Genomic DNA, 21,703 nt, shown 5'->3' on the forward strand with positions numbered 1-21,703 from the left:
CGGAGTTTTAAATTACTTACTTTATTCTGATACCAACTCCCATAAAAACAATCTAGAGAATCTGTAAGTATACGCTGGTATACTTACAGATTTATCCCAATATATATAATCTATGAGAAAAAGAATTTTAAGTGCATTTGCATTGGGTTTTGCATTGGTATGCTCGTCTTTTGGTCAGACACACGACCATTTTCTGACCGACCCTGCATACGCCAAGCAAGTAAACAAACAGTTTTTATCAAGAAAAGACCTTGCTACGAATCGTGAACAGGCACTATTCGGAGTATTTAATCAAAAGCTTACAACTCAAGAAAAAGAAGCTCTGGAGTTTTTATATGCCTATATGCCACTTTCGGACTTAGCCGATTATGATGGCGATTTTTTCCTGAATCAAGTACGCACTGCTTTTAAAGCCCGTGAATATTTCGACTGGGGTAAAACAATACCCGAAGATGTATTCCGTCATTTTGTATTGGTATATCGTGTAAATAATGAGAATCTGGACAATGCTCGTGAAGTATTTTTCAATGAACTGAAAGATCGGGTAAAAGGTATGACTATGGAACAGGCTGCCTTGGAAGTAAACCACTGGTGCCACGAGAAAGTAAATTACCGTGCTACAGACGGACGTACTTCTGCCCCACTCGCCCTGATGCGTACTTCATGGGGACGTTGCGGCGAAGAGTCGACTTTCACCACTATGGCAATGCGTTCGGTAGGTATTCCCGCCCGTCAATGCTATACTCCACGCTGGGCACATACCGACGATAATCATGCTTGGGTAGAAGTATGGATTGATGGAAAGTGGAACTATCTGGGAGCTTGCGAACCTGAACCTGAACTGAATGTCGGATGGTTTAGCGGACCTGCTAAAAGAGCCATGATGGTACATACCAATGTCTTTGGAGTATATGATGGAAAAGAAGAAAAAAACCTTCAGACTGACCTGTATTCAGTTATTAATCTTTTGTCAAACTACACAGATACACGTACGGCAAAAGTAAAAATAGTAAACAAAGACGGTAAGCCCGCTGAAGGGGCAACTGTAAAGTTCAATGTATATAACTATGCTGAATTTTATCCTATCACTACGTATACAACAAAAGCCGATGGAAAGGCATCGGTAATTACCGGAAAAGGAGACTTGTTTGTATGGGCAACCGATGGTACTAATTATGGTTATGCACAATCGCACCCCGATAGCCCCGAACTAACTATTGTATTGGATAAAACAGCCGGAAAAACATATCAGGAAGGAATGGTAATAAATCCTCCTGTTCCTCAAAAGATAAAAGAACTCTCTCCCGAGAAAATCGCAGCCAATGCAGTTCGCCTTGCTTATGAAGATTCATTGCGAAATGCGTACATGAAAACCTTTATAAACGAAGTTGACGCTCGAAAATTTGCTTCCGATAATGGCCTAGATGGTGATAATGCATGGAAATATCTCGAAATGTCGCAAGGAAACTGGCGTGACATAAAAGATTTCATGCTACAAGAAAAAAACAATACGTATCTGTTTCCTTATCTGGCTTCACTTACAGCTAAAGATTTACGAGATACTCCATGCGAATATCTTGTGAGCCATTTAAATTTAGGCGAAAAATCGGGCTTTGAAGCTGCTACACCTCAGGACATGATAGCAGGTTCTGTATTTTCTCCACGCATATCTATAGAACTGATAAGACCTTGGAGAGCATTTCTACAAGAGCGTATAGATGCTCAATATCCTACACAGGAAAGAGCTACGGTGGAACAAATCATCAATTTTATCAATAGTAAAGTAACACTCGATGAAGTTGCAAACTATTATAAATGCCCCATTTCGCCACAAGGATCTGTAGAGTTAGGACGTGCAGACAAAGAGTCTCGCAACAGTTTATTTGTCGCTATATGCCGTTCGGAAGGTATTGCAGCCCGTATAGAGCCGGCAACCTCACGCCCTCAGTATTATGCGAATGGCGGATGGATCAATGTAAATCTGAATGACGAATCGGAGACTCAATATCCTAAAGGTACTATCATATTCAATAATTCGGCTTCTAACATCGTTAAACCCGCTTACTCTACGCATTACACGATTGCGAAATTTATAGACGGAGACTTTGTTACGCTTGATTTTGAAGGTGATGCAGCCCTAAAAACTCTTCCCGGACAAGTAACAGTTGATGCGGGATACTACCGCTTGATCGTAGGCAGCCGTGCCAATGATGGTTCGGTAACCGTAGAAACAAAATACTTCACACTGAATGAAGGTGAAACAAAACCTTTAGACATCATTCTTCCAAAAACCGAAGGTCGTATTCAGATACAAGGTATTGTTGATATGAACAGCCGAATAACCCTTGCCAATGGAACCGATACATCGCTGAAAGATATTGCCAACGGAAAAGGTATTATCATCTGTTTTGCAGATCCCGATAAAGAGCCTACCAAACACGTGCTTCAGGATATTCCTAACCAACAGGCTGAATTGAACGAATGGGGAGGCGGTGTCCTGTTTTTAGTACCCGATGACAAAGTCAGTACAGCATTTGACGCATCGGTATTTAAAAACCTCCCTAACCAATCGGTATGGGGTAGAGACAACAATCGTAATTTGTTAAATGCAGCAACAGATGCTTTGCAAATCGAATTCTCAAATAACTTTCCTTTAACAATTTATCTGTCCGATATAGGAGGTATATTGTATTCATCGGAAGGGTACCAAATAGGTATCCCCGAGAATATATTAAAGACAATTAGAGCCGAGGCGGCAACTAAAAATCCATAAGATTTCTAGAAAAGCAGACAGTTGTTTTAAATAATCATAAAATAAGAAGGATGAAGGCGATTAAGCTTTCATCCTTCTCTATTTTTTAATAAATTGGTGGCGTAGTAAATAACAGAAAGTATTAAATATCGCTTTTCGGCACCATAACTGTCAGTCGATTTTACACTTGGATGGATAAAAAACAGGTCACAGACCTTAGAGTTAGTAAACAGAAGCAATGATTAAAGACATCACCTCATTTTTTATACTTAGCTCGCTGCTAATTACAACAGGATGTACCAAACATCCTGATATTTATTTCTATTGCGATAGGGATAAAGACGGGGGAAACTATGTCTTAAAATGGGAGGTATCGCCAACCAATCCGGAGGATAAAATCAAGATATATATGTCTGATAATGACTCCGTGTTTTTGGAGCCACCCACTGCTGAAACAATGGTCAGCGATTATGTGGCACGTATACCGGTACAAGACTCAATATCCAGAAAATTCTTTCGCCTGAAAGTCAATAAAACATTCTCGGGAATTATCTCCAATCACGTTTTCAAAATGGATAACATGCAAAATCTGCGTGATCTGGGTGGATATTTTACCAAAGAAGAAAAACAGGTAAAATGGGCAAGGGTATTTCGTTCGGGAGATCTGTCCGAAATTACAAGCCGGGACTACAAAATAATTGAATCTCTGGGTATAAAAACAATTATAGATTTCAGGGATGTAGATGAATACGAAAATTTCCCCGATCTGTATACTGCCCCTAATATGGTTCACCTTCCCATAGCATCAGGCAACAGGGCATATATAAGGGATAAAATTTTGGATGGAACTTTTTACAGAGGCGATGCCATTTTGTTTACACAAGATATGTATCGGTCTATGGTCGAAAATTATTCAGACGAATTTGCACGTTTCTTTGATATCCTTTGCGATCCCAATAACTATCCGATTCTTTACCACGGATATTTGGGTAAAGACCGCACCGGTCTTGCCAGCTACTTTCTGCTAAGGGCTTTAGGGATATCCAATGAGGCTAATGAAGACGATTACCTGCTCTCAAACCTATATATCAGCGAACAAATGGTAATGGGTGAAGCGCGCTATTTACCGGAACAGATGCAAGAGGCTGCTACAGTAGTTTGCAAAGCTGACAGATCTTATCTGAGATATGCTATATCGTGTATGGAAAATAAGAGTGGATCTGTAGATAAATATATGGAGAAGGAATTGAAGCTGACCGAGGATAAAAAGGAAAAATTAAGAAAAATACTACTCTATAAATAATGCGCAATCAGTAATTAGAAGTGCGGTTTTTAATCTTCTCTATTTATAACCGGAAAAATAACTTCTCCTCTTTTGATCATCTCGATCATATTCTTATGCCCTTCAATTTCTAACTTAAGAGATTGGATATGATCTTTCAAATCTATTATATACTCATCTTTTAATTTTTCAACAACATCTTCCGCTACCAAGGAATGGGTAGCAGCATCTTGAGGATAAGGTTTAGCAGAATCAGACATATCAATAAACATATCTCCACTACCGGTTAGTAGCCAATGCAAATTGACATTGGGAAATTTTACCCATATTTTGTAAACATTTTTACATCCAGTATCAGTTCCTTCCTTAATTACCTTAGACAAAGTCTTTCTTGAGACTTCAACATGATCCTCAAAAGATGTGATATTCTTAGCTCCTAAAGCAACTATCAAAGAATTTAGCCTTTCTCCAAACGTCATAAAACATTTTGTTTGTAAAATTACCACCAAATGTAAGTTTTGGTGAAAATTTTACTATATTTGTATTCTCATTAACTTTACATGTTACAAAAGTAACTAAATTCGTGAATAATATGGCGATAGAAAAGAAATACTACTCTTTTACTCCCGGATTGGAACTATTATCAAAATCTGATTATGGTAAAATTCAAGGGGAGATTATTGATTTTTTAGGTTGTTCAAAACAAGACTATTACCGAAAACGGACTTGCTATGTAAATATTCCTGCCCATATCAAAGAGGGTATCGAACTAATATTCAAAAAATACGAAATTAATGACCTCAACTCTATTTGGGAAATTAAAGATTCCGAAAAGTAAGATAACTGAACACTCTATTTCGATTAAAAAATAGCATCGATAGATCTTACTCCCTAAGATTTGCAAACTAGCCTGAAACTACAAAACGTTTTTTATGGAAGCTCAAATCCGTGTAGTACACAACGAAGCCTCTATTATTATAGATTCGCCTCAAACATTCATCTCATTCGACCAACGGTATGCTCTCAAAGGATATCCTATTCCCTGCGAACTCTTTTTTAAACCCATACCCGAAGTAATGATGATGATAGAATCGTCCGGAATTGTCGAAATAGATCCCGACTTTACACGCTATTCAACCGAATCGGGGGTTTGCAGCATACTTTTGATACCTCAAACAGGGTATTCAAATGAAAAAATGATCCGATTATTTTCAAACCTACTGGTCAAATTCAATCTCGCTTAATTTTAACAACTACACTACTATTTTATATATCAATCGAGAATGAGCAAAGCTACCAATCTTATTTTGGGAAGCTTTGCTTTCTTTATTAAGAGATCCCCAGTATTTAATGCTATTTTTGTTAAGTTATAACTATCTATTTTTGTTTCACTTACTAAGGTCACCAATAGTTCTGCGAACTTATTATTATCTTGGTCCTCTGTAAATCAATTTATGCCCAAATGAAATTATTAATAATTGAAGACCAAACTGAGCTTCAGAATATAATGAAGCAATCGTTGGAGAAAGAAAATTATATAATAGAAATAGCATCGGATTATGTGTCGGGAATGGATAAGTGCTTCTCGTACGACTATGACTGCATTTTGCTTGACATTATGTTGCCTGATGGCAGTGGAATTGATCTGCTGAGAGAATTAAAAAAGAATAAAGATAAAACACCTATTATAATCATTTCGGCAAAAGACTCACTCGAGGATAAAGTCGAAGGTCTCAATCTGGGAGCTGACGATTATATGACAAAACCTTTTCACCTGACTGAACTACATGCCCGCATAAAAGCTGCTATAAGAAGACGTTCTCAGGATGGTACAAACTCCATCGTCTGGAATAATGTAGAGCTGCTTCCTTCCGAAAGATACGTGGCTGTAGATGGAGTGGAACTGCTTTTGAATCGAAAGGAATTTGATTTGTTATATTATTTTATGACCAACCCAAATCGTTTAATCAACAAAACTTCCATTGCCGAATATGTATGGGGTGATTATACTGATCAGGCAGATAGTCTCGACTTTATCTATTCGCAAATAAAGAATCTAAGGAAAAAATTAAAAGATGCTAATGCCGAACTCGATCTTCAGTCGGTATATGGAATTGGATATAAAATGAGCTGAAAATGAAATTACAACATTACACACTCCGCTATTTAGCAATTGCTATATTATTTATTATTGCAGTGTGGGCAGGCCTCTTCTATGCCTATATTACCGAAGAAGTTTATGATAACATTGATGATGGTCTTAAAAATCTTAAATTACATATTATACGAGAAGCTCAGGTAAATCCCGAAATACTCAATACGCATGAATACGGTATCAACCAGTTCAAGATAACTCATCTTCCAAAAGGCAACTACGTCCTCACAAACACGTTCGAAACCAGCAAAATGTTTATGGAGTATGACGATGATTATGAGCCAATCCGTAAATTAACCTGTGTATTTAATTATAATAACGGGGAAAGCTATCAGTTGGAAATTATAACATCCATGATAGAAGAGGACGAATTGCTCCAAAATATGCTTGTGGGTTTACTTGTCTTGTACATAATGCTTGTAAGCAGTATTATATTACTAAATCATGTTTTACTGAAAAAGATATGGAGATCGTTCTTCGAATTGCTTGATAAATTAAAAAACTACCAAATTACCTCCAATCAATCGTTTGACATTACCCAAAGTCCTATCGAAGAATTCAATAATTTAGGAAGGGAGATGCAGAGCATGATCGTACGTACCGAAAAAACGTTTAAAAGTCAAAAGCTATTTATCGAAAATGCCTCACATGAGCTGCAAACCCCTTTGTCTATTGTTAGAAATAAACTGGAGTTACTGGCCGAAAACAGTAACTCGGAACAACAACTAGCCGAAATATCAACCATTATTGATGCTGTGAACAGAATGATCCAACTCAACAAGTCGCTGCTAACTCTATCGCGTGTCGAAAATCAGCAATATAATAATACTCGGAAAATCGACTTATGCGAAATTACAGATGAATTACTTATCGAATATGATGACCTGATAACCTATAAAAAAGTAAACATTACAAAATCATATACCCAGCATTTCTTTATTGATATTAATGAGACTCTGGCCAGGATGCTTATCAATAATTTAATCAGAAATGCAATTATTCACAACTATCCTAATGGAGATATTATAATATCTTCAGAAAGCAATAAAATTATATTCAAGAATACAGGAATTAACGAACCTCTCGACAAAGACAGTATTTTTAACCGATTTTATAAAGGTACTACAAACGAACAGTCTACAGGTTTAGGACTTGCAATAATTAAATCGATTATAGATAGTTATCCCCATATAGAGATTAATTATTATTACGAAAATGGTCATTGTTTCGAGATCATTTCCAAACAGTAAACAGATATTCCCAATTGTTTCCAGAAAGTGTTCTTTCCTTTGTTTCATAATACGATTAAGGTGTCTGACTTTATTATTGCTTTTATAAGCAAAACTATAGTAAAGGACAACCGGAGAATACAATATAAATATTCATTTTCAATCAATTAGAACAGTTATGAAACAATTAAAAAAAATTACACTTGCACTTTTATTTATAATAAGTGTAACTCAACTACAAGCCAAAGATGTACCGGTAACTTTCCAAGAATTACCCAATAAAGCACAAACATTCTTGAAAACGTATTTTCCTTCGTTACAAACTTCTTATGTAATTCAGGACAAAGGTTTCTTTAGTACCGAGTACGAAGTAACCTTGGAGGATGGGACTCAATTAGAATTTGACGAGAACGGCGATTGGAAAGGTGTAGACGGACAACACAGATCGATCCCTACAGCCTTTATTCCTGCCAAGATAATAAAGTATGTAAAAGCAAAATTTCCGAATATGACTATTTCTAAAATTGAAAAAGATTCGCGAAAATACGATATTGAATTAAATGGTGATCTGGATCTGGAATTTAATTTAAAGGGAGATTTTTTAAGAATGGATTAAGCTGTTGGGCTTACTGAATACAAATTAAACAACACTAATTAAATACTTTCAATAATGAAAAAAATACCTTTAAGCAGTTTACTACTAGTTCTATCAATGTCTTTATTCATTTCATGTAGTGATGACGACGATGACGACATAATCATACAATCATCCGAATTGCCTCAAGCGGCACAGAACTTTGTAACTACTCATTTCAATGGAGCAACTTACCTGCGTATCGAGAAAGATAAGAAGCCCGATGCCGATGGTTCACTTTATGAAGTCTATCTGTCTAATGGATTCAAAGCCGAATTTGATACCAATGGCTTATGGGTAGAGGTAGACGGCGAAATGCAACCTGTACCGTCATCAATTATAAAATTACTTCCTGAAGCTATTCCTAATTATGTTAAAACAACATACCCTGCTCAATATATAGTTAGCATAGACAAGAAAATATATGGTTTTAATATAGAATTAAATTACGATCTGGATTTAGTATTTAACCACGAAGGAAACTTCATTGGTATTGACAGATAATAATGCATCTGATATAAAAATAGCCAAAGATTAAGAAAGTCTTTGGTTATTTTAAGTTCGTAGAACTATTTATTGCTTTGGCTATAGGGGTGAGCCTGTGTGTTCACCTATTTCGGTTAGACACATAGGTCTGCCCCTAGCAATAAAAATATATCATTACATATTTCTTTTAATTATTTATACTCTATTTCTTTTTTCCTTTAAATAACGACTTCACTAATTCGCGGGCAACAGGAATCAGAAATGTGGTTGCTATCGCACCCCAGAATTTAGTACGTTGCTTAGATGCTTGCTGATCGGCTTTCTCCTGAGCTCGTTCCTGTTTTTCTTGCTCTTTGCGGGCTTTTTCATCTGTTTTTGCCTGCTCTGCATTGTCTTTTTCTTGTTGAATACTATTCAGTCGAGCCATCAAAATTTCATAGGCAGATTCTCTGTCTATTGCTTCACCGTAATGGCGATATAATAAAGACCCTTCTATCATCAATTTCCGTTCATCTACAGTAATAGGTCCTATCTGTCCTTCAGGAGGTAAAATAAAAGACCTTTCAACAGGTTGTGGAGCGCCTTTTTCATCCAAAAACGAAACGAGAGCTTCGCCCGTTTCCAATTCCGAAATAGCTTTCTCTGTATCGAAAGCTGGATTAGCACGGAAACTTTGGGCTGCGACCTTCAGTGCTTTCTGATCTTTAGGTGTATATGCTCTCAAAGCATGTTGAATACGATTTCCCAATTGAGCCAATACTGAATCAGGTATATCAGCTGGACTCTGGGTTACAAAGTAGACCCCTACCCCTTTAGAGCGAATCAGCCTCACTACTTGTTCCACTTTATCGACTAATGCTTTGGGTGCATCACTGAAAAGCAAATGTGCCTCATCAAAAAAGAAAACCAGCTTGGGTTTTTCGGGATCTCCTACTTCGGGAAGCACGTCAAATAATTTGGTCATCATCCACAACAGAAAAGTCGAATATACCTTGGGCGAATTCATCAGCTTATCTGCTGCAAGTATATTAATAATACCTTTATTGCCATTGGTTTGAATCAGGTCATCCAGATTAAGGTTAGGTTCACCGAAAAAATGATCGGCACCATCTTGCTCCAATTGAAGCAACCCTCTCTGAATAGCTCCTATACTGGCTGTAGATATATTTCCGTAATTGGTAGTAAACGAATTACTGTTGTTGCCAACATACTCTATTATCTTTTGTAAATCTTTCAAGTCAACTAATTCCAAAGATTCGTCCTTTGCTACCTTAAAAATGATAGATAAGACTGCACTTTGCGTATCATTGAGAGCCAATAAGCGACTGAATAAAAGTGCTCCCATATCGGCTACAGTAGCACGAACAGGCACACCCTGTTGTCCGAATACATCCCAAAACTGAACAGGGAATTCCTGAAATTCAAATCCTTTATCATTCAAGTGGTACGACTCTACCCTCTTTACCACACTTTCTTTATTTCCTCCCGATTTAGCCACTCCTGACAAATCGCCTTTAATATCGGCAGCAAAAACAGGAACTCCCATTTTACTGAAAGTTTCGGCCAGATTTTGCAGCGTCACAGTTTTTCCTGTACCGGTTGCACCCGTTATTAAACCATGACGATTAGCCATTTTAGAGTTTAAGATTATTTCTTTATCTCCCGAAATCGCCACAAACGCTTTTTTATCATTATCAAACATAATTTTTGTGCCTTTTTGTAATAAAATTCGTAACTATACAAAAATAAACATTTAATCTATCTCACCTTATTTTAATATAACTTTATGAATGACCTAGTTATAAAAGTTCTTACCAGTTACAAAGAAGATGCTTTCGAATTATTTCTTCTTGCTGATCCATCTTATAATCAGATCAATAGTTACATTATGGAATCGGTTATATACGGTGCATACTTAGACGACATTTTGATAGCTACCTATGCCCTGCTACCTGTTGATGAACTCACTATCGAGATTAAAAACATTGCTGTCGCGGAAAATGTTCAGAGAAAAGGCGTAGGCACATTATTATTGGATCATGCAAAAGAAACTGCCATATCAATGGGATTTAAACAAATAACAATTGGTACCGCCAATAGCAGCATATACCAATTGTTATTTTATCAGAAATGTGGATTCGAAATTTTTGAATTGAGAAAAAACTTCTTTACAGATAATTACCATCAGCCTATTTTTGAAAATGGCATTCAGGCTAAACATATGATTGTATTATCTTATTCTCTATAAGAATTTAGAAAGTGTAGCCTAATCTCACTTGAATGGTTTTCAATTGATCACCGTTTCTTTTTGCATTATCATATACAACACGGACAAAAACAAATTGTTTCTTATTCACACTCATATCAAGTCCTAGGGCTGCATAATAACCCAAAAAAGAAGTTTCAGGCAAAATATAATTATTCTTTTCAAATGGAGTTACTTGTACTGTTGTTTCATAATAATAAGTACTTGATTTACTAAACAAAGAAGATAGAGTTGCCCCTCCCTCAACTGTAGGCCTATATTTTCCTTTGGGGTAGGTATACTTCATTCCCAATCTTGCGACGAAAGTCAACGCATCAAAATTGAATTTCACTTTAGAAGTATATCCTTCATTACTCTTATAGTTTTTTTCTTCATCTGCTTTTACACTAGATAATGAAAGATCAACTAATAAACTAAAAGATTCGGATGACTGGGGAAGATAAAAATTGACTTGTCCTCCAATAGTTGGCGAAATATACTTGAATGGATTTATAAGTGCCAATCTTTCGTCATAAAATGAATAGCTCTGAAAACCTAAACCTGCATATATTGAATACTTAAGAGCTATAAACTTTTTTTCTTTTTTTGCTTCAAATTCAATACATTGCTCTCCGCTGGGACACATCTCTTCGTGATATTTTTTGGTAAGTTTTTTTATTGACTCACGATTAAATGGAGTTTTATATGCTTCTTGGGCTACCGGATAAGTATCCTTAAATAAATAGAACATAATACCTTTATATTTCTCATCTCCTCGATCCGTTGTTTTGTCATCCGGCTTCTTTGTAATATACGTCTGCTTACCTTTTTCATCCTCGAAAAAATAATATTCCAAATCATCTGCATAAAAATATAAATTCATTGTTCCCTGAAGTAGGTACTCTATAAATACCTTATGTGGAATACTATCTATTTTTATATCTTTAGTCACATAATAACGTCCTTCATCTATAAATCTATAGCCTGCAATTTCTCCCGGAAAATATATTTTACTATTATCAGCCTCTGTCTCTTTAAAGTCACAAGATTTAGCATTCTTTTTATCTGTTCTTAAATTTATTAAGCCTCTGATTGTATCATTTTCATTGGTAATCAAATAACCCTGCTTGTAATTGTTTTGTGCATCAAGCATTGTGGAAAAAAAGAACAAAAACGAAAAAAAGAAAATTGTACGCATGTTTATTAAAATAAAAGATAATTATCTATTGTCTATTTGGGCTGCAAATATAAATCATTAAAAACAAATTTTATATGTTTTTTACATTCTACAAGTGCAACAATTGAGAAACTTCTGCATCTAAAATATAAAGAATAAAAAAGAGGAGGAGTTTTACAATGAAAAAAATAAGATACAGCCTAATTTTGGTAATTAGCTTGATCGCAATTTTCACATTCAATTCATGTAATAATGATGACGGCTATAGCCTTGGAAACTATAGGCTGGATATAGCTACTGTAAATGCAATAGACAGCACTTCGGGTACTTTCTATTTAACATTAGACAATGGCAGTACTTTATTACCGGTAGCATCCGACTCGTATTACAAACCTCAGTTTAATAAAAGGGTAATCGTAAACTATACGTTACTATCCGATAAAACAGGCGTATACGATCATGCTATAAAAATAAATGCGATACAGGATATATTAACCAAAGAGGTAATTGATCTGACTTCCGAAAATGAGAAAGAAATAGGTAAAGATCCCATCAAAATTCTTGATTTATGGACAGGCGACCATTTTCTTAATATTCATTTCGGATACAATACTGGAGGAGAAAAAATACATGTTATCAATCTGGTAAGAAATAAACTGGATAAAGTAACCACTACTCCTAATGGTACGATTGCATTAGAATTCAGACACAACGCTAATGGTGATCCACAAAGATACGGTACTAAAAATTATGTTGCTTTTGATTTGCGACCTTTTCAAACAGAGAATAGAGACTCTATCAATTTTATCATTAAAGTTTTCGATTTCAATGATGAAACCAAAGAGTATCCAATAACGTATAAATACAAATAACGATACAAATTGCAAATTTACCTGTACTATGTATTTTTAATGCAACAGGTATTTTGATAATTACTTTTTGATTTTCCTGGAAAAGAGATCCCTGTGAAGAGGTCTCTTTTTTGTTTTAATGACGAAAAGTATTCAATAGGGCATCTTGTGGCTATTTTTGTGTAAATACAACAGGCTATTTACTTCACATGCCAAGGCAATAAAAAGACTTGAGACATTAAAATTACAAACCAACTTATTATATTTGCAGATAATAAATATCTCAATATGAAAAAGATTATTATCTCACTGGCTATACTATCCACAGGTTTTGCATGCAATAGTGCACCAACTAAAGAGGTATCAAAAGCCGGTTCTGATAACAAGGATACTGTTTCTATAATAGAAGAAAAGCAGGATACAACAACAGAAAATATACCATCAAAAGAGTCTTTGGATCAATATTTCACCAAAGACGGAGAATGGATTCAGATCAAAAATGCATTATCGGCAGATCAGACAGGTATATATGTCTACTTTCAGGCACCTGATGATGTGGCAAAAAATCTAAGAATGCGTATTCAATATGGAGGCGAAAGCGCTTATAAATATACTATTGACGGTGAATCGTTTACCTACAAAGCTAACCGGTCACAAGGTTCTGATAACAGATTTGTCGAAGGATCGTCATTTAGTTGGTACGATAATGATGTGAAAAATAAGGACTATAAATTCCTGCAAGCTCTTAGTAATTCTAAAAATGCCAAAGTAATATTAAGCGACGGCAGTTCTTTTACTATAAGTGACGAAACAAAAGCAGGAATCAAAAGAACTTTGGATTATTTTGAAGCTCTGGATGGATTACTTCCCAAAACCAATATGGTAAACATCAGAAGATAATAAACTGATACCTATTTTACTTAATTAGATACATTTACAATATACATATATGCCATTAAATAAACTTACAATCATAAAAGTAGGAGGTAAAATTGTTGAAGAAGAAGACTCTTTAAAACAATTGCTACACGATTTCTCAAAAATAGACGGTTTTAAAATACTGGTACATGGCGGAGGCAGATCAGCCACCAAAATAGCCGAACGCTTGGGTATAGAAAGTAAAATGGTAGACGGCAGACGTATTACCGACAGCGAAACATTGCAAGTAGTTACGATGGTATACGGCGGACTTGTGAATAAAAATATTGTTGCCGGATTACAATCTCTGGGTGTAAACGCTTTGGGATTAACAGGTGCCGATATGGATATTATACGATCGGATAAACGCCCTGTTAAAGATATTGATTATGGCTTTGTAGGCGATGTAAAAAAGGTAAAAGGCGATGTTTTAAAACTTTTGATCGACCAGAATATTGTACCTATTATAGCTCCGCTTTCACATGACGGACAAGGTAATATGCTAAATACCAATGCCGATACTATGGCTGCGGAAACGGCTCAGGCAATGTCTCAATATTATGATGTAAGTCTGGTATACTGTTTCGAAAAGAAAGGGGTATTGATGAATGAACATGACGATGACAGTGTAATTCCTCAATTAGATAAGGCCAGCTATCAGAAATATGTACAAGAGGGTATTATTCAGGGAGGAATGCTTCCTAAGCTCGAAAATGCTTTTAAATCAATAGAAAAAGGAGTCAGTGAGGTAGTCATCACCAAAGCTTCTGAAATAGGAAAAGGCAAAGGAACAGTAATTATATAAACATCAATTTAAAGAGCAATATCAAGTATTTTTTACTTAAAATATAGTATATGAAACTCTCTTTAGTATTACTAATAGTTTTAACTCTCTTTTCAGTAAAAAGTATGGCACAATTTACCCAAGACGAGAAAGATTTGATAAATAGCGGAACGACAGAAACTCCATTTAGAGTACTGAAGGTTACAGACCAACAAGATTCTATCTTTCTGAGACAAAAATGTTCTGATATTGAAAATATAAACGAGTCGGAAGATCTTCAGTTATTAATAGATCGACTTAAGGCAACTATGGCGGCCGAATCGGGAGTCGGCATTGCTGCACCTCAGGTTGGTATAGCCAGAAACGTATTCTTATTTACTCGCATCGATAAGGCAAATTATCCGGTAATAGTGGCCATTAATCCCAAAATAGTAAATCATCCGGAAGAAACTATATGCTTCGAACGCGACGGTTGCTTATCTATACCCGGAATCAGTGGAAATTCTATCCGTTATCCTTGGGTTGATGTGGAATATACTGACGAAAACGGAAATCTGGTTCAAGAAAGATTGGAGGGATATTCACGCGAAAGTGATTTTACGGGTATTATATTCCAGCACGAATTTGACCATCTGCAAGGGGTACTATTTATAGACAAACTTTGCCCTGAAATAAACGAGTAATCTTATTTTTCGTAACAAAACAGATTCGAAATATTGCTTAAAAACAAGAATTAATTTATTTTTGTAAGGCAATATTTCGGGATGTAGCACAGTTGGTAGCGCGCCACGTTCGGGACGTGGAGGTCGGACGTTCGAGTCGTCTCATCCCGACAGGTTACAAGTATATTTATCCATTTTTCAGTACTTGTACAAAACAAATTAGGGTATCCTAAAGGGTATTATCCAAATCAATACTTGGATTTTCATATCCCAAATATCATTTTTCGTTAACATATGCGGTATTGTTATCGAATAATTCTTATTTTTGTAATGTTGACACACTATATTAAAGTCTCAGAGCTATTTATTGTCCATACAAGTATAACACCCATTGGTAGTTATAGCTTTAAAATACGACATTAAATACTTTTTGTAACTTAATAAGCAATAACATTTGATGCTATGCCATAGAGGCATAACAAAGTATACTTATTTCCCAAATAAGCATTAATAGGTCTGAGACCTTAATAATAATTGATAAATGAATCCCTCGAAGAAAAAAATACTGGAAAACGCATTTAATTTATTCCTCACCGAAAGTTACAGTTCCGTTTCTATGCAAAAAATACAAAATGCCTCCGGGGTTTCGCGGGGAGCTATTTATCATCACTTCAAAAGTAAGGAAGAGATTTTCGAAGAAGTGGTGAATGAGTATTTAATGCCTGCCTTTTCGAGTTATTCTATGATTCAGGAAGATGAAAAATCTTCGTTACAGAATATGATATATGCTTCTATTAAATGCCGTCAGAGCCATATTAACCTGCTGAAAGAGGTAACTTCTTTTAAACTTACTGATTTTTATTTTTTCAAATTCATCTTTCAGGCATCCGAACACTGCAAAGATTTTACGGAGCAAGTGAATGTATTATCCGAAAAAGAGTTTAACGGATGGAGAAACATTATTCAACTGGCTATGAGAACGGGTGAGATAAGATCAGATATCGAACTCGATTATGTGGCACAATCTTTTATGACCATTCCTCTAGGCTTGGGTATATTCTCGGCTTTCAGTAATTATATAAATATAAATACCAAAGATATACGATCGTCTTACCTTCGTTTCTATACCTTGCTTAAGAAACCCGGATTCATGTAAAAAGAGCCAAAGAATAATGCTTATCCTCTGACTCTTTTATAATAAATAGGTCTGAGACCTTAATTCTCGACAGTGTACCCTTTTACTTTGGCAAATGCCAGAAGAGATTCGCTTATCGCTTTCCCTAAATCTTCACCATCCGGATCGTTTTGAGATTGGTTATCAATATATTCCTGACGCTTCTTGGCTAAATCGGCTATTTCCTTTTGAATATCATTCCTTTCTTTTTCTTTTTGAGTAACCAGCTGTTTAATTTCATCTTTCGATTTGCCCTGTAGTCCAGCAGGAAGTTCTTCTTCTTTTATTTTATCCAAAGCTGCACCATCATCTTTCACCATATCCACCAAATCCCATGAGCTGTTTTTGTACACCGATTTTGATTTACTTACGATACGTTCGGCAGAATTAGCCTTAGAGATCGATGCTGCATTTCTATCTTGAGTGACCTGATTCGCCTGTTTTTCATATCCTAATTGTCCATAACTGATATAAGTATCATTCAACCGTTGATTACAACTACTTATACGATCATCGTAAGGAGTTTCTATGTAACGTACTCTGGCATTCGAATCTATATTGAAGAATTTACCTTTTCCTCTGACTGAGGCATCTTTCCACAAATCACGTATGCCCGTTTCGGGGTCTCCGCAATGAATCGTATTTACGTATATATCTTTTCTGAGAGCCTGAGGTATAGATGTTTTATAGGATATTCTGCCTTGTTCAAATATTTCGTTTCCTGCAATATAGATTAGTTTCATATCCGACTCGTTACTCCCCCACTCCAACTCTTTTGTTGCTCGGCTTATGGCAGTTCCGCAATACTCTTCGCTACCGCTCGTTCTAAGTGCAAAGAGTTTTTCTGAGATTAAATCCAGATCGGTTGTCAAAGGAGTTATCTGATACATATAATCTCCTTCATACCTATTACCAGTTCCATAGGCATAGAGGGCAATTTCTATCTGTGGAGACTCTCCTCTATACTTTAGTGTCGTAAGTGTATTAACAATATTCCATAAGCGCGATTTGGCTTGCTCGATCAACCCATCCATACTACCCGACACATCTAAAAGAATGGCTACCTGAATTTTTGTAGCATTGGCAGATTTAACGGGTGCAGCAATTTCCTTCTCTTCCACTATATTTCGTGGAGCTGCCTGTGTACAACTTAAAGCCATAAAAGCAAAGGAAAATAACATTGAACATGACAATAATAACTTTTTCATATCGTAATTAATTTATGTGTTTCTGGTTCAAATGTATATCTTCGGAAAATAATATTTGGATTAGAATGGGTGAACCCCCTCTTTGAATAGGTGAAACATAGAATGTAACTGTTTTAAAAGTATTTACTTTACATTCTAAATCGTACAAAATATATGTATACAAGATATTTAATATACCTGGTCATTACTTTTTTACTGTCACAAGGCTCAATTGAAGCTCAGGATAGCAAAGGGCGTAAGTCGCAAAGCAAAGCCATATTCGACTTAAGTAAGTCGTTGGAAGATGGTGAACCGGACGAAAAGGTTGCATTAGAATACGAAAAGACGGCGAAAGAACAAATTGCTCAGGGAGAATATGCCAAAGCCGAAGATTACCTTAATCGGGCTAAGAAGCTATATGAGAAACTGAAAAATAAGGAAAAGATAGCCTATATAGATAGAGAAATAGCTAAAGTACAAGAGCAGCAAAACAAATTGTCAGAGGCCATATCGAGTTATAATCTGGCAGGTAAAGTATCGGAAGATAAGATTCAACAGGCAATAAATACAAACGATGCCCAACGATTGATAAACAATTCGAACCCGAAAGCAAAATCATCTTATATACAGAGGAATATAAATCTTTTGGAGAAATCTGCCAATACGGAGGATCGTTCCAATGCTTATCAGCAAATGGCAGAGGTGAATCTTGAAATGGATAATAAGGTAGAAGCCATCAATAATCTGGAATACGCTCTGAAGGATGCCAAAAAGCCTGTAGAGATTATAAAGATAAACAAAGACATTGCCAACATATATGCTGCCGAGAATAACCACGACAAGGTTATCGATATCAATAAAAAATTGGTAAAAGAGGCTGAAAAAACACAAGATACCAAGATTCAGGTAGAACAATTACAATCGTTATCGAATGCTTATTTTGAGGGACACGATACAGCTCAGGGAATTTCGTCATTACAGGATGCTTATAATTTAGCCATGGAGGAAGGTCATACTATGGAGGCTAAAAAAAGTGTTGAACTACTTATCGATCAATACAAAAAAGAAAAGAATACGCAAAAAGCCTTAGAATTATATGGTGATTTTATGAATCGGTTAGAAACCACAATTAAATCAGACAGCTCATTCATGGATGCCCGTCTACTGCAATTAAACGAAGATAAAATAAAACAACTGGAGAGAGAACGGTCTTTGAATGAACAGCTTATAAAGAAAAAGAATATTCTGAACTATGCCCTTATCGCTCTGATTGTATTGATTCTTATATTTCTTATTTTCACCATCAAAGCATTGTATTCTATTAAAATAAAGAATAAAAAGATTGCTTTACAATCGTTACGCCGCGAGATGAATCCTCATTTTATCTTCAATAGTTTGAATAGTATCAATCATTTTATTGCACAAAATAACGAATTGGAAGCTAATAAGTACCTTTCCTCGTATTCTAAACTAATGCGTAATATCATGGAGAATTCGAATAAGGATTTCATTACCTTAGCTACCGAAATAGAGCAATTGCAGGAATATCTTGATCTGGAGCATATGCGTTTCCAAGATAAATTTTCATACCAGATACAGATAGATAATTCTTTGGATACAGATAGTATTCTGGTTCCTAATATGCTTATACAACCTCAACTTGAGAATGCTATTTGGCATGGATTAAGGTATAAAGAAAGTAACGGACTACTTATACTCTCCGTAAAACAGCACGAAGGCTATTTACAAGTCATTGTAGACGATAACGGGATAGGACTGAGTAAGAGCAAGGAACTTAAAACAAAGCACCAGAAAATCCATCAATCAAGGGGACTGAACAATACACTCGAACGGATCGGGTTATTAAATAACTTGTATAAAAGTAAAATAACGATTGACATCAGCGAAAAAACAAAGAATGAAACAGGGGTTATTGTTATCATAACTTTTCCTCTAACCTTAAAGTAAGTTTTCAGAACTATTTATTTAAAAATATGCTACAAAAAATAAGAAGTGTAATAGTAGAAGACGAATCGGCAGCTCGTGAAGCTCTCAAAAGTTACTTGGCAAAATATTGTCCGCAAATAGAAGTCGTAGGCGAAGCACACAACAGCAAAGAGGCTATTTCGATACTCCATGAACTACAACCCCAACTGGTTTTTCTGGATGTGGAGATGCCTTTCGGAAATGCTTTTGATGTGTTGGATGAATGTAAAGACCTGTATTTCGAAACTATATTTGTAACCGCCTTTTCTGAATACTCGCTTCGGGCCTTAAACCAAAGTGCAGCCTATTATCTGCTTAAACCTTTAAGCATCGAAGAACTTATTCTGGCAGTCAACAAAGTACAAAAGCACATTATCAATAACGAAATCTTTAATCGCAATAAAATTATTGTAGAAAATTTCAGGGAACCTAAACCCGAAAAGCAACAGGTAATATTACCTACTTTGGAAGGTTTTGAAGTCATCAAAATGGAGAATATAATCAGGCTCCAAGGCAATGGCAATTTTACCGATATTTATTTATCCGACAAAAGTAAAAAGATGGTATGCCGTTTTCTGAAGCATTTTACAGAGATACTTCCCTACCCTTTTATACGGGTTCACAAATCGCATATTATAAATATCCACTTTGTAAAATCGTATCATAAAGGTTCGGGCGGATATGTTGTTTTGGATGATAATACCGAAATAGAAATATCGCCAAGTTATAAAGACGAATTTTTACAAGTATTCAAATAAGTGTGCATTCTTTTAAGTTCTCAGAACTATTTGCAGCTATAAAAATAAAAGGCTGTAGATTACTTAATCTACAGCCTTTTTAATACAAACCTTTTGTTTTCCTATAACTAATTAATCATCTTCATCATCTAATATAGCCGCTATTTCGGCTTCTATATCTTTATATTCGGCGGCCATCGCCAGCAATTGATCTTTTATTCTTCGATACTTCTCTTTTTGAAGTTTTATTTCTTCTTTATCTCTCTTATGTATCTTGAATATACTTGCTGCAAATACTAATAAAATGATACAAATAACTATTCCAACCAAGAGATATAGATATGCATACTTACGTAACTGATCGACTTGTTTATCTTTCTGATCCAAATGAAAATTTTTATCGGCAGTTAAAAGGGATAATGGACGCTCATTTTTTGTGATCACATTTTTAATCGAATCTCCTAGTTCTTTATAATATAAGGCTTGTTTGTAGTCACCTATTTGTTTACAATAATCAACAAAAGAATTATATAAAACTTTTAAAGTTTGGTTATCTCCTATTTCAGCTAAACTTTTTTCTGAAAGATCAATGTAATACCTAGCTGAATCAGGCTGATTTTTAGCATTATATAAATCAGATAAAATAAGATATGTTTTAGCATAAATTTTGGCATCTGAAGTTTGTTTTAGGACATTATTTAGATAATTTAAAGACTTATCATAATCTTTCATACGAAAATAAATATATCCTAAATTATTCGATATAGCAACTTTAAATTCCTTATCACCCAGTGTATCAGCATATTTTTCAGCTTTCTGAAAATAAACATAAGCACTATCTACATCTTTAATTTCATCATAAGCACGACCTATTTCATTTACAACTTGCATCTTATATTTATCTGTATCTTTTTCTTTCTCATAATAACTCAAAGCTTTTTTATAAAGTACAATAGCTGTATCCGTAATTCCTTGCTCATAATACAAATTTCCCATAATATGCACGCCTTTACCTGCCAATACATTGTTACGAGATTGTATTGCATATGGTTCCGACTGCAAAAAAGACTCCAAGGCTTCATCGGACATATTTTTAGCACGGTATACTCTACCCGCAAAATAGTGTGCCAATGCAGCTTGTTCAGCATTATTTTTTTTATCAAAATACCGCTGTGCTTCAAAAATCAGAGTATCGTTTGTAATATCTTGTTTTGATCTTTGTTTTGCTTGTACCTGTATTACAATATATTGCATATAATTATCCTTATCCATATTTTCAGGATTCGAAATAGAATCCAAAAGAGTTAAAGCATAATCAGGGTTGCTTTCAGCTATATTTTGAGCTTGTTTTAATAAATCAATGGAGGTATTATCTTTTTTACAAGAAAAAAATAAACATATAAAAAACAGTAGTAGAAAGTTTGTTAAAGTCCTCATCACAAAA

Annotated in this window: 21 protein-coding genes and 1 tRNA gene; 17 read left to right on the forward strand and 5 right to left on the reverse strand. The window is 35.3% G+C overall.

What is annotated here, in order from left to right:
- Window positions 1-112 precede the first annotated feature (112 nt).
- On the forward strand, window positions 113-2,773 hold the full coding sequence (locus tag G7050_RS06715) for a transglutaminase domain-containing protein (protein WP_166112970.1): 2,661 nt from the start codon (window positions 113-115) through the stop codon (window positions 2,771-2,773).
- Window positions 2,774-2,990: 217 nt separating this feature from the next.
- Window positions 2,991-4,055 carry a tyrosine-protein phosphatase gene (locus G7050_RS06720; protein ID WP_166112973.1) on the forward strand — a complete coding sequence of 355 codons (1,065 nt, stop codon included), beginning with the start codon at window positions 2,991-2,993 and terminating at the stop codon, window positions 4,053-4,055.
- 29 nt (window positions 4,056-4,084) lie between these two features.
- Here the strand turns inward: G7050_RS06720 and G7050_RS06725 are convergent, their stop codons facing one another.
- The gene (locus G7050_RS06725) at window positions 4,085-4,513 is read right to left on the reverse strand and encodes a bacteriophage CI repressor (RefSeq protein ID WP_166112976.1); all 429 of its coding nucleotides are present in this window, start codon (window positions 4,511-4,513) and stop codon (window positions 4,085-4,087) included.
- A gap of 113 nt (window positions 4,514-4,626) precedes the next feature.
- Between G7050_RS06725 and G7050_RS06730 the strand changes: the two genes are divergently transcribed.
- The 6 genes from G7050_RS06730 (at window position 4,627) to G7050_RS06755 (ending at window position 8,556) form a co-directional block, all read left to right on the forward strand.
- Window positions 4,627-4,872 carry a hypothetical protein gene (locus G7050_RS06730; protein ID WP_166112980.1) on the forward strand — a complete coding sequence of 82 codons (246 nt, stop codon included), beginning with the start codon at window positions 4,627-4,629 and terminating at the stop codon, window positions 4,870-4,872.
- A gap of 94 nt (window positions 4,873-4,966) precedes the next feature.
- Window positions 4,967-5,278: a hypothetical protein gene (locus G7050_RS06735; protein ID WP_166112983.1), complete on the forward strand. Its 312-nt coding sequence runs from the start codon at window positions 4,967-4,969 to the stop codon at window positions 5,276-5,278.
- 218 nt (window positions 5,279-5,496) lie between these two features.
- Complete coding sequence (locus G7050_RS06740) at window positions 5,497-6,168, forward strand: response regulator transcription factor (RefSeq protein WP_166112986.1); 672 nt, start codon at window positions 5,497-5,499, stop codon at window positions 6,166-6,168.
- Window positions 6,169-6,170: 2 nt separating this feature from the next.
- Complete coding sequence (locus G7050_RS06745) at window positions 6,171-7,439, forward strand: cell wall metabolism sensor histidine kinase WalK (protein ID WP_166112989.1); 1,269 nt, start codon at window positions 6,171-6,173, stop codon at window positions 7,437-7,439.
- Window positions 7,440-7,596: 157 nt separating this feature from the next.
- Entirely contained in the window at window positions 7,597-8,034 is a 438-nt protein-coding gene (locus tag G7050_RS06750) for a PepSY-like domain-containing protein (RefSeq protein WP_166112992.1), read from the forward strand.
- Between the two features lie 54 nt (window positions 8,035-8,088).
- Entirely contained in the window at window positions 8,089-8,556 is a 468-nt protein-coding gene (locus G7050_RS06755; protein ID WP_166112995.1) for a PepSY-like domain-containing protein, read from the forward strand.
- Window positions 8,557-8,740: 184 nt separating this feature from the next.
- On the opposite strand, the gene G7050_RS06760 is transcribed toward G7050_RS06755, so the two are convergent.
- Window positions 8,741-10,240: a helicase HerA-like domain-containing protein gene (locus G7050_RS06760; RefSeq protein ID WP_166112998.1), complete on the reverse strand. Its 1,500-nt coding sequence runs from the start codon at window positions 10,238-10,240 to the stop codon at window positions 8,741-8,743.
- 84 nt (window positions 10,241-10,324) lie between these two features.
- Between G7050_RS06760 and G7050_RS06765 the strand changes: the two genes are divergently transcribed.
- Entirely contained in the window at window positions 10,325-10,786 is a 462-nt protein-coding gene (locus G7050_RS06765; RefSeq protein WP_166113001.1) for a GNAT family N-acetyltransferase, read from the forward strand.
- A 4-nt stretch (window positions 10,787-10,790) separates the two neighbouring features.
- Here G7050_RS06765 and G7050_RS06770 read toward each other — a convergent pair whose 3' ends face one another.
- Entirely contained in the window at window positions 10,791-11,981 is a 1,191-nt protein-coding gene (locus G7050_RS06770) for a hypothetical protein (protein ID WP_166113004.1), read from the reverse strand.
- A gap of 158 nt (window positions 11,982-12,139) precedes the next feature.
- Here G7050_RS06770 and G7050_RS06775 point away from each other — a divergent pair, with 158 nt between their 5' ends.
- The 6 genes from G7050_RS06775 (at window position 12,140) to G7050_RS06800 (ending at window position 16,331) form a co-directional block, all read left to right on the forward strand.
- Window positions 12,140-12,832, forward strand: a complete 693-nt coding sequence (locus tag G7050_RS06775) for a NigD-like protein (RefSeq protein WP_166113007.1) — start codon at window positions 12,140-12,142, stop codon at window positions 12,830-12,832.
- 267 nt (window positions 12,833-13,099) lie between these two features.
- Window positions 13,100-13,711 (forward strand): hypothetical protein, encoded by a 612-nt coding sequence (locus G7050_RS06780; protein WP_166113010.1) that lies wholly within the window; start codon window positions 13,100-13,102, stop codon window positions 13,709-13,711.
- Between the two features lie 49 nt (window positions 13,712-13,760).
- Window positions 13,761-14,534 (forward strand): acetylglutamate kinase, encoded by a 774-nt coding sequence (argB, locus tag G7050_RS06785; RefSeq protein WP_166113013.1) that lies wholly within the window; start codon window positions 13,761-13,763, stop codon window positions 14,532-14,534.
- Window positions 14,535-14,584: 50 nt separating this feature from the next.
- A complete protein-coding gene (def, locus tag G7050_RS06790; RefSeq protein WP_166113016.1) occupies window positions 14,585-15,196 on the forward strand; it encodes a peptide deformylase in 612 nt (203 codons plus the stop codon).
- Between the two features lie 77 nt (window positions 15,197-15,273).
- Window positions 15,274-15,346, forward strand: a tRNA-Pro gene (locus tag G7050_RS06795).
- A gap of 370 nt (window positions 15,347-15,716) precedes the next feature.
- On the forward strand, window positions 15,717-16,331 hold the full coding sequence (locus G7050_RS06800) for a TetR/AcrR family transcriptional regulator (protein ID WP_166113019.1): 615 nt from the start codon (window positions 15,717-15,719) through the stop codon (window positions 16,329-16,331).
- A 59-nt stretch (window positions 16,332-16,390) separates the two neighbouring features.
- Here the strand turns inward: G7050_RS06800 and G7050_RS06805 are convergent, their stop codons facing one another.
- Window positions 16,391-17,557: a VWA domain-containing protein gene (locus G7050_RS06805; RefSeq protein WP_166113022.1), complete on the reverse strand. Its 1,167-nt coding sequence runs from the start codon at window positions 17,555-17,557 to the stop codon at window positions 16,391-16,393.
- 153 nt (window positions 17,558-17,710) lie between these two features.
- Between G7050_RS06805 and G7050_RS06810 the strand changes: the two genes are divergently transcribed.
- The gene (locus tag G7050_RS06810; RefSeq protein ID WP_166113025.1) at window positions 17,711-19,504 is read left to right on the forward strand and encodes a histidine kinase; all 1,794 of its coding nucleotides are present in this window, start codon (window positions 17,711-17,713) and stop codon (window positions 19,502-19,504) included.
- Window positions 19,505-19,530: 26 nt separating this feature from the next.
- Window positions 19,531-20,280, forward strand: a complete 750-nt coding sequence (locus tag G7050_RS06815; RefSeq protein WP_166113028.1) for a LytTR family DNA-binding domain-containing protein — start codon at window positions 19,531-19,533, stop codon at window positions 20,278-20,280.
- A gap of 111 nt (window positions 20,281-20,391) precedes the next feature.
- Here G7050_RS06815 and G7050_RS06820 read toward each other — a convergent pair whose 3' ends face one another.
- Window positions 20,392-21,696, reverse strand: a complete 1,305-nt coding sequence (locus G7050_RS06820) for a lipopolysaccharide assembly protein LapB (protein WP_166113031.1) — start codon at window positions 21,694-21,696, stop codon at window positions 20,392-20,394.
- Window positions 21,697-21,703 lie beyond the last annotated feature (7 nt).

Origin of the sequence: Dysgonomonas sp. HDW5A, from assembly GCF_011299555.1 — a bacterium.
Lineage (GTDB): Bacteria > Bacteroidota > Bacteroidia > Bacteroidales > Dysgonomonadaceae > Dysgonomonas_A.

What these genes read in the sequence shown, in the direction of transcription:
- G7050_RS06775 (WP_166113007.1), top strand. Translation starts at nt 12,140, where the DNA reads ATGAAAAAAATAAGATACAGCCTAATTTTGGTAATTAGCTTGATCGCA.
- G7050_RS06800 (WP_166113019.1), top strand. Translation starts at nt 15,717, where the DNA reads ATGAATCCCTCGAAGAAAAAAATACTGGAAAACGCATTTAATTTATTC.
- G7050_RS06725 (WP_166112976.1), bottom strand. Translation starts at nt 4,513, where the DNA reads ATGACGTTTGGAGAAAGGCTAAATTCTTTGATAGTTGCTTTAGGAGCT.
- G7050_RS06815 (WP_166113028.1), top strand. Translation starts at nt 19,531, where the DNA reads ATGCTACAAAAAATAAGAAGTGTAATAGTAGAAGACGAATCGGCAGCT.
- G7050_RS06715 (WP_166112970.1), top strand. Translation starts at nt 113, where the DNA reads ATGAGAAAAAGAATTTTAAGTGCATTTGCATTGGGTTTTGCATTGGTA.
- G7050_RS06755 (WP_166112995.1), top strand. Translation starts at nt 8,089, where the DNA reads ATGAAAAAAATACCTTTAAGCAGTTTACTACTAGTTCTATCAATGTCT.
- G7050_RS06740 (WP_166112986.1), top strand. Translation starts at nt 5,497, where the DNA reads ATGAAATTATTAATAATTGAAGACCAAACTGAGCTTCAGAATATAATG.
- G7050_RS06805 (WP_166113022.1), bottom strand. Translation starts at nt 17,557, where the DNA reads ATGAAAAAGTTATTATTGTCATGTTCAATGTTATTTTCCTTTGCTTTT.
- G7050_RS06760 (WP_166112998.1), bottom strand. Translation starts at nt 10,240, where the DNA reads ATGTTTGATAATGATAAAAAAGCGTTTGTGGCGATTTCGGGAGATAAA.
- argB (WP_166113013.1), top strand. Translation starts at nt 13,761, where the DNA reads ATGCCATTAAATAAACTTACAATCATAAAAGTAGGAGGTAAAATTGTT.
- G7050_RS06735 (WP_166112983.1), top strand. Translation starts at nt 4,967, where the DNA reads ATGGAAGCTCAAATCCGTGTAGTACACAACGAAGCCTCTATTATTATA.
- G7050_RS06765 (WP_166113001.1), top strand. Translation starts at nt 10,325, where the DNA reads ATGAATGACCTAGTTATAAAAGTTCTTACCAGTTACAAAGAAGATGCT.
- G7050_RS06770 (WP_166113004.1), bottom strand. Translation starts at nt 11,981, where the DNA reads ATGCGTACAATTTTCTTTTTTTCGTTTTTGTTCTTTTTTTCCACAATG.
- G7050_RS06745 (WP_166112989.1), top strand. Translation starts at nt 6,171, where the DNA reads ATGAAATTACAACATTACACACTCCGCTATTTAGCAATTGCTATATTA.
- G7050_RS06750 (WP_166112992.1), top strand. Translation starts at nt 7,597, where the DNA reads ATGAAACAATTAAAAAAAATTACACTTGCACTTTTATTTATAATAAGT.
- G7050_RS06820 (WP_166113031.1), bottom strand. Translation starts at nt 21,696, where the DNA reads ATGAGGACTTTAACAAACTTTCTACTACTGTTTTTTATATGTTTATTT.
- def (WP_166113016.1), top strand. Translation starts at nt 14,585, where the DNA reads ATGAAACTCTCTTTAGTATTACTAATAGTTTTAACTCTCTTTTCAGTA.
- G7050_RS06780 (WP_166113010.1), top strand. Translation starts at nt 13,100, where the DNA reads ATGAAAAAGATTATTATCTCACTGGCTATACTATCCACAGGTTTTGCA.
- G7050_RS06810 (WP_166113025.1), top strand. Translation starts at nt 17,711, where the DNA reads ATGTATACAAGATATTTAATATACCTGGTCATTACTTTTTTACTGTCA.
- G7050_RS06720 (WP_166112973.1), top strand. Translation starts at nt 2,991, where the DNA reads ATGATTAAAGACATCACCTCATTTTTTATACTTAGCTCGCTGCTAATT.
- G7050_RS06730 (WP_166112980.1), top strand. Translation starts at nt 4,627, where the DNA reads ATGGCGATAGAAAAGAAATACTACTCTTTTACTCCCGGATTGGAACTA.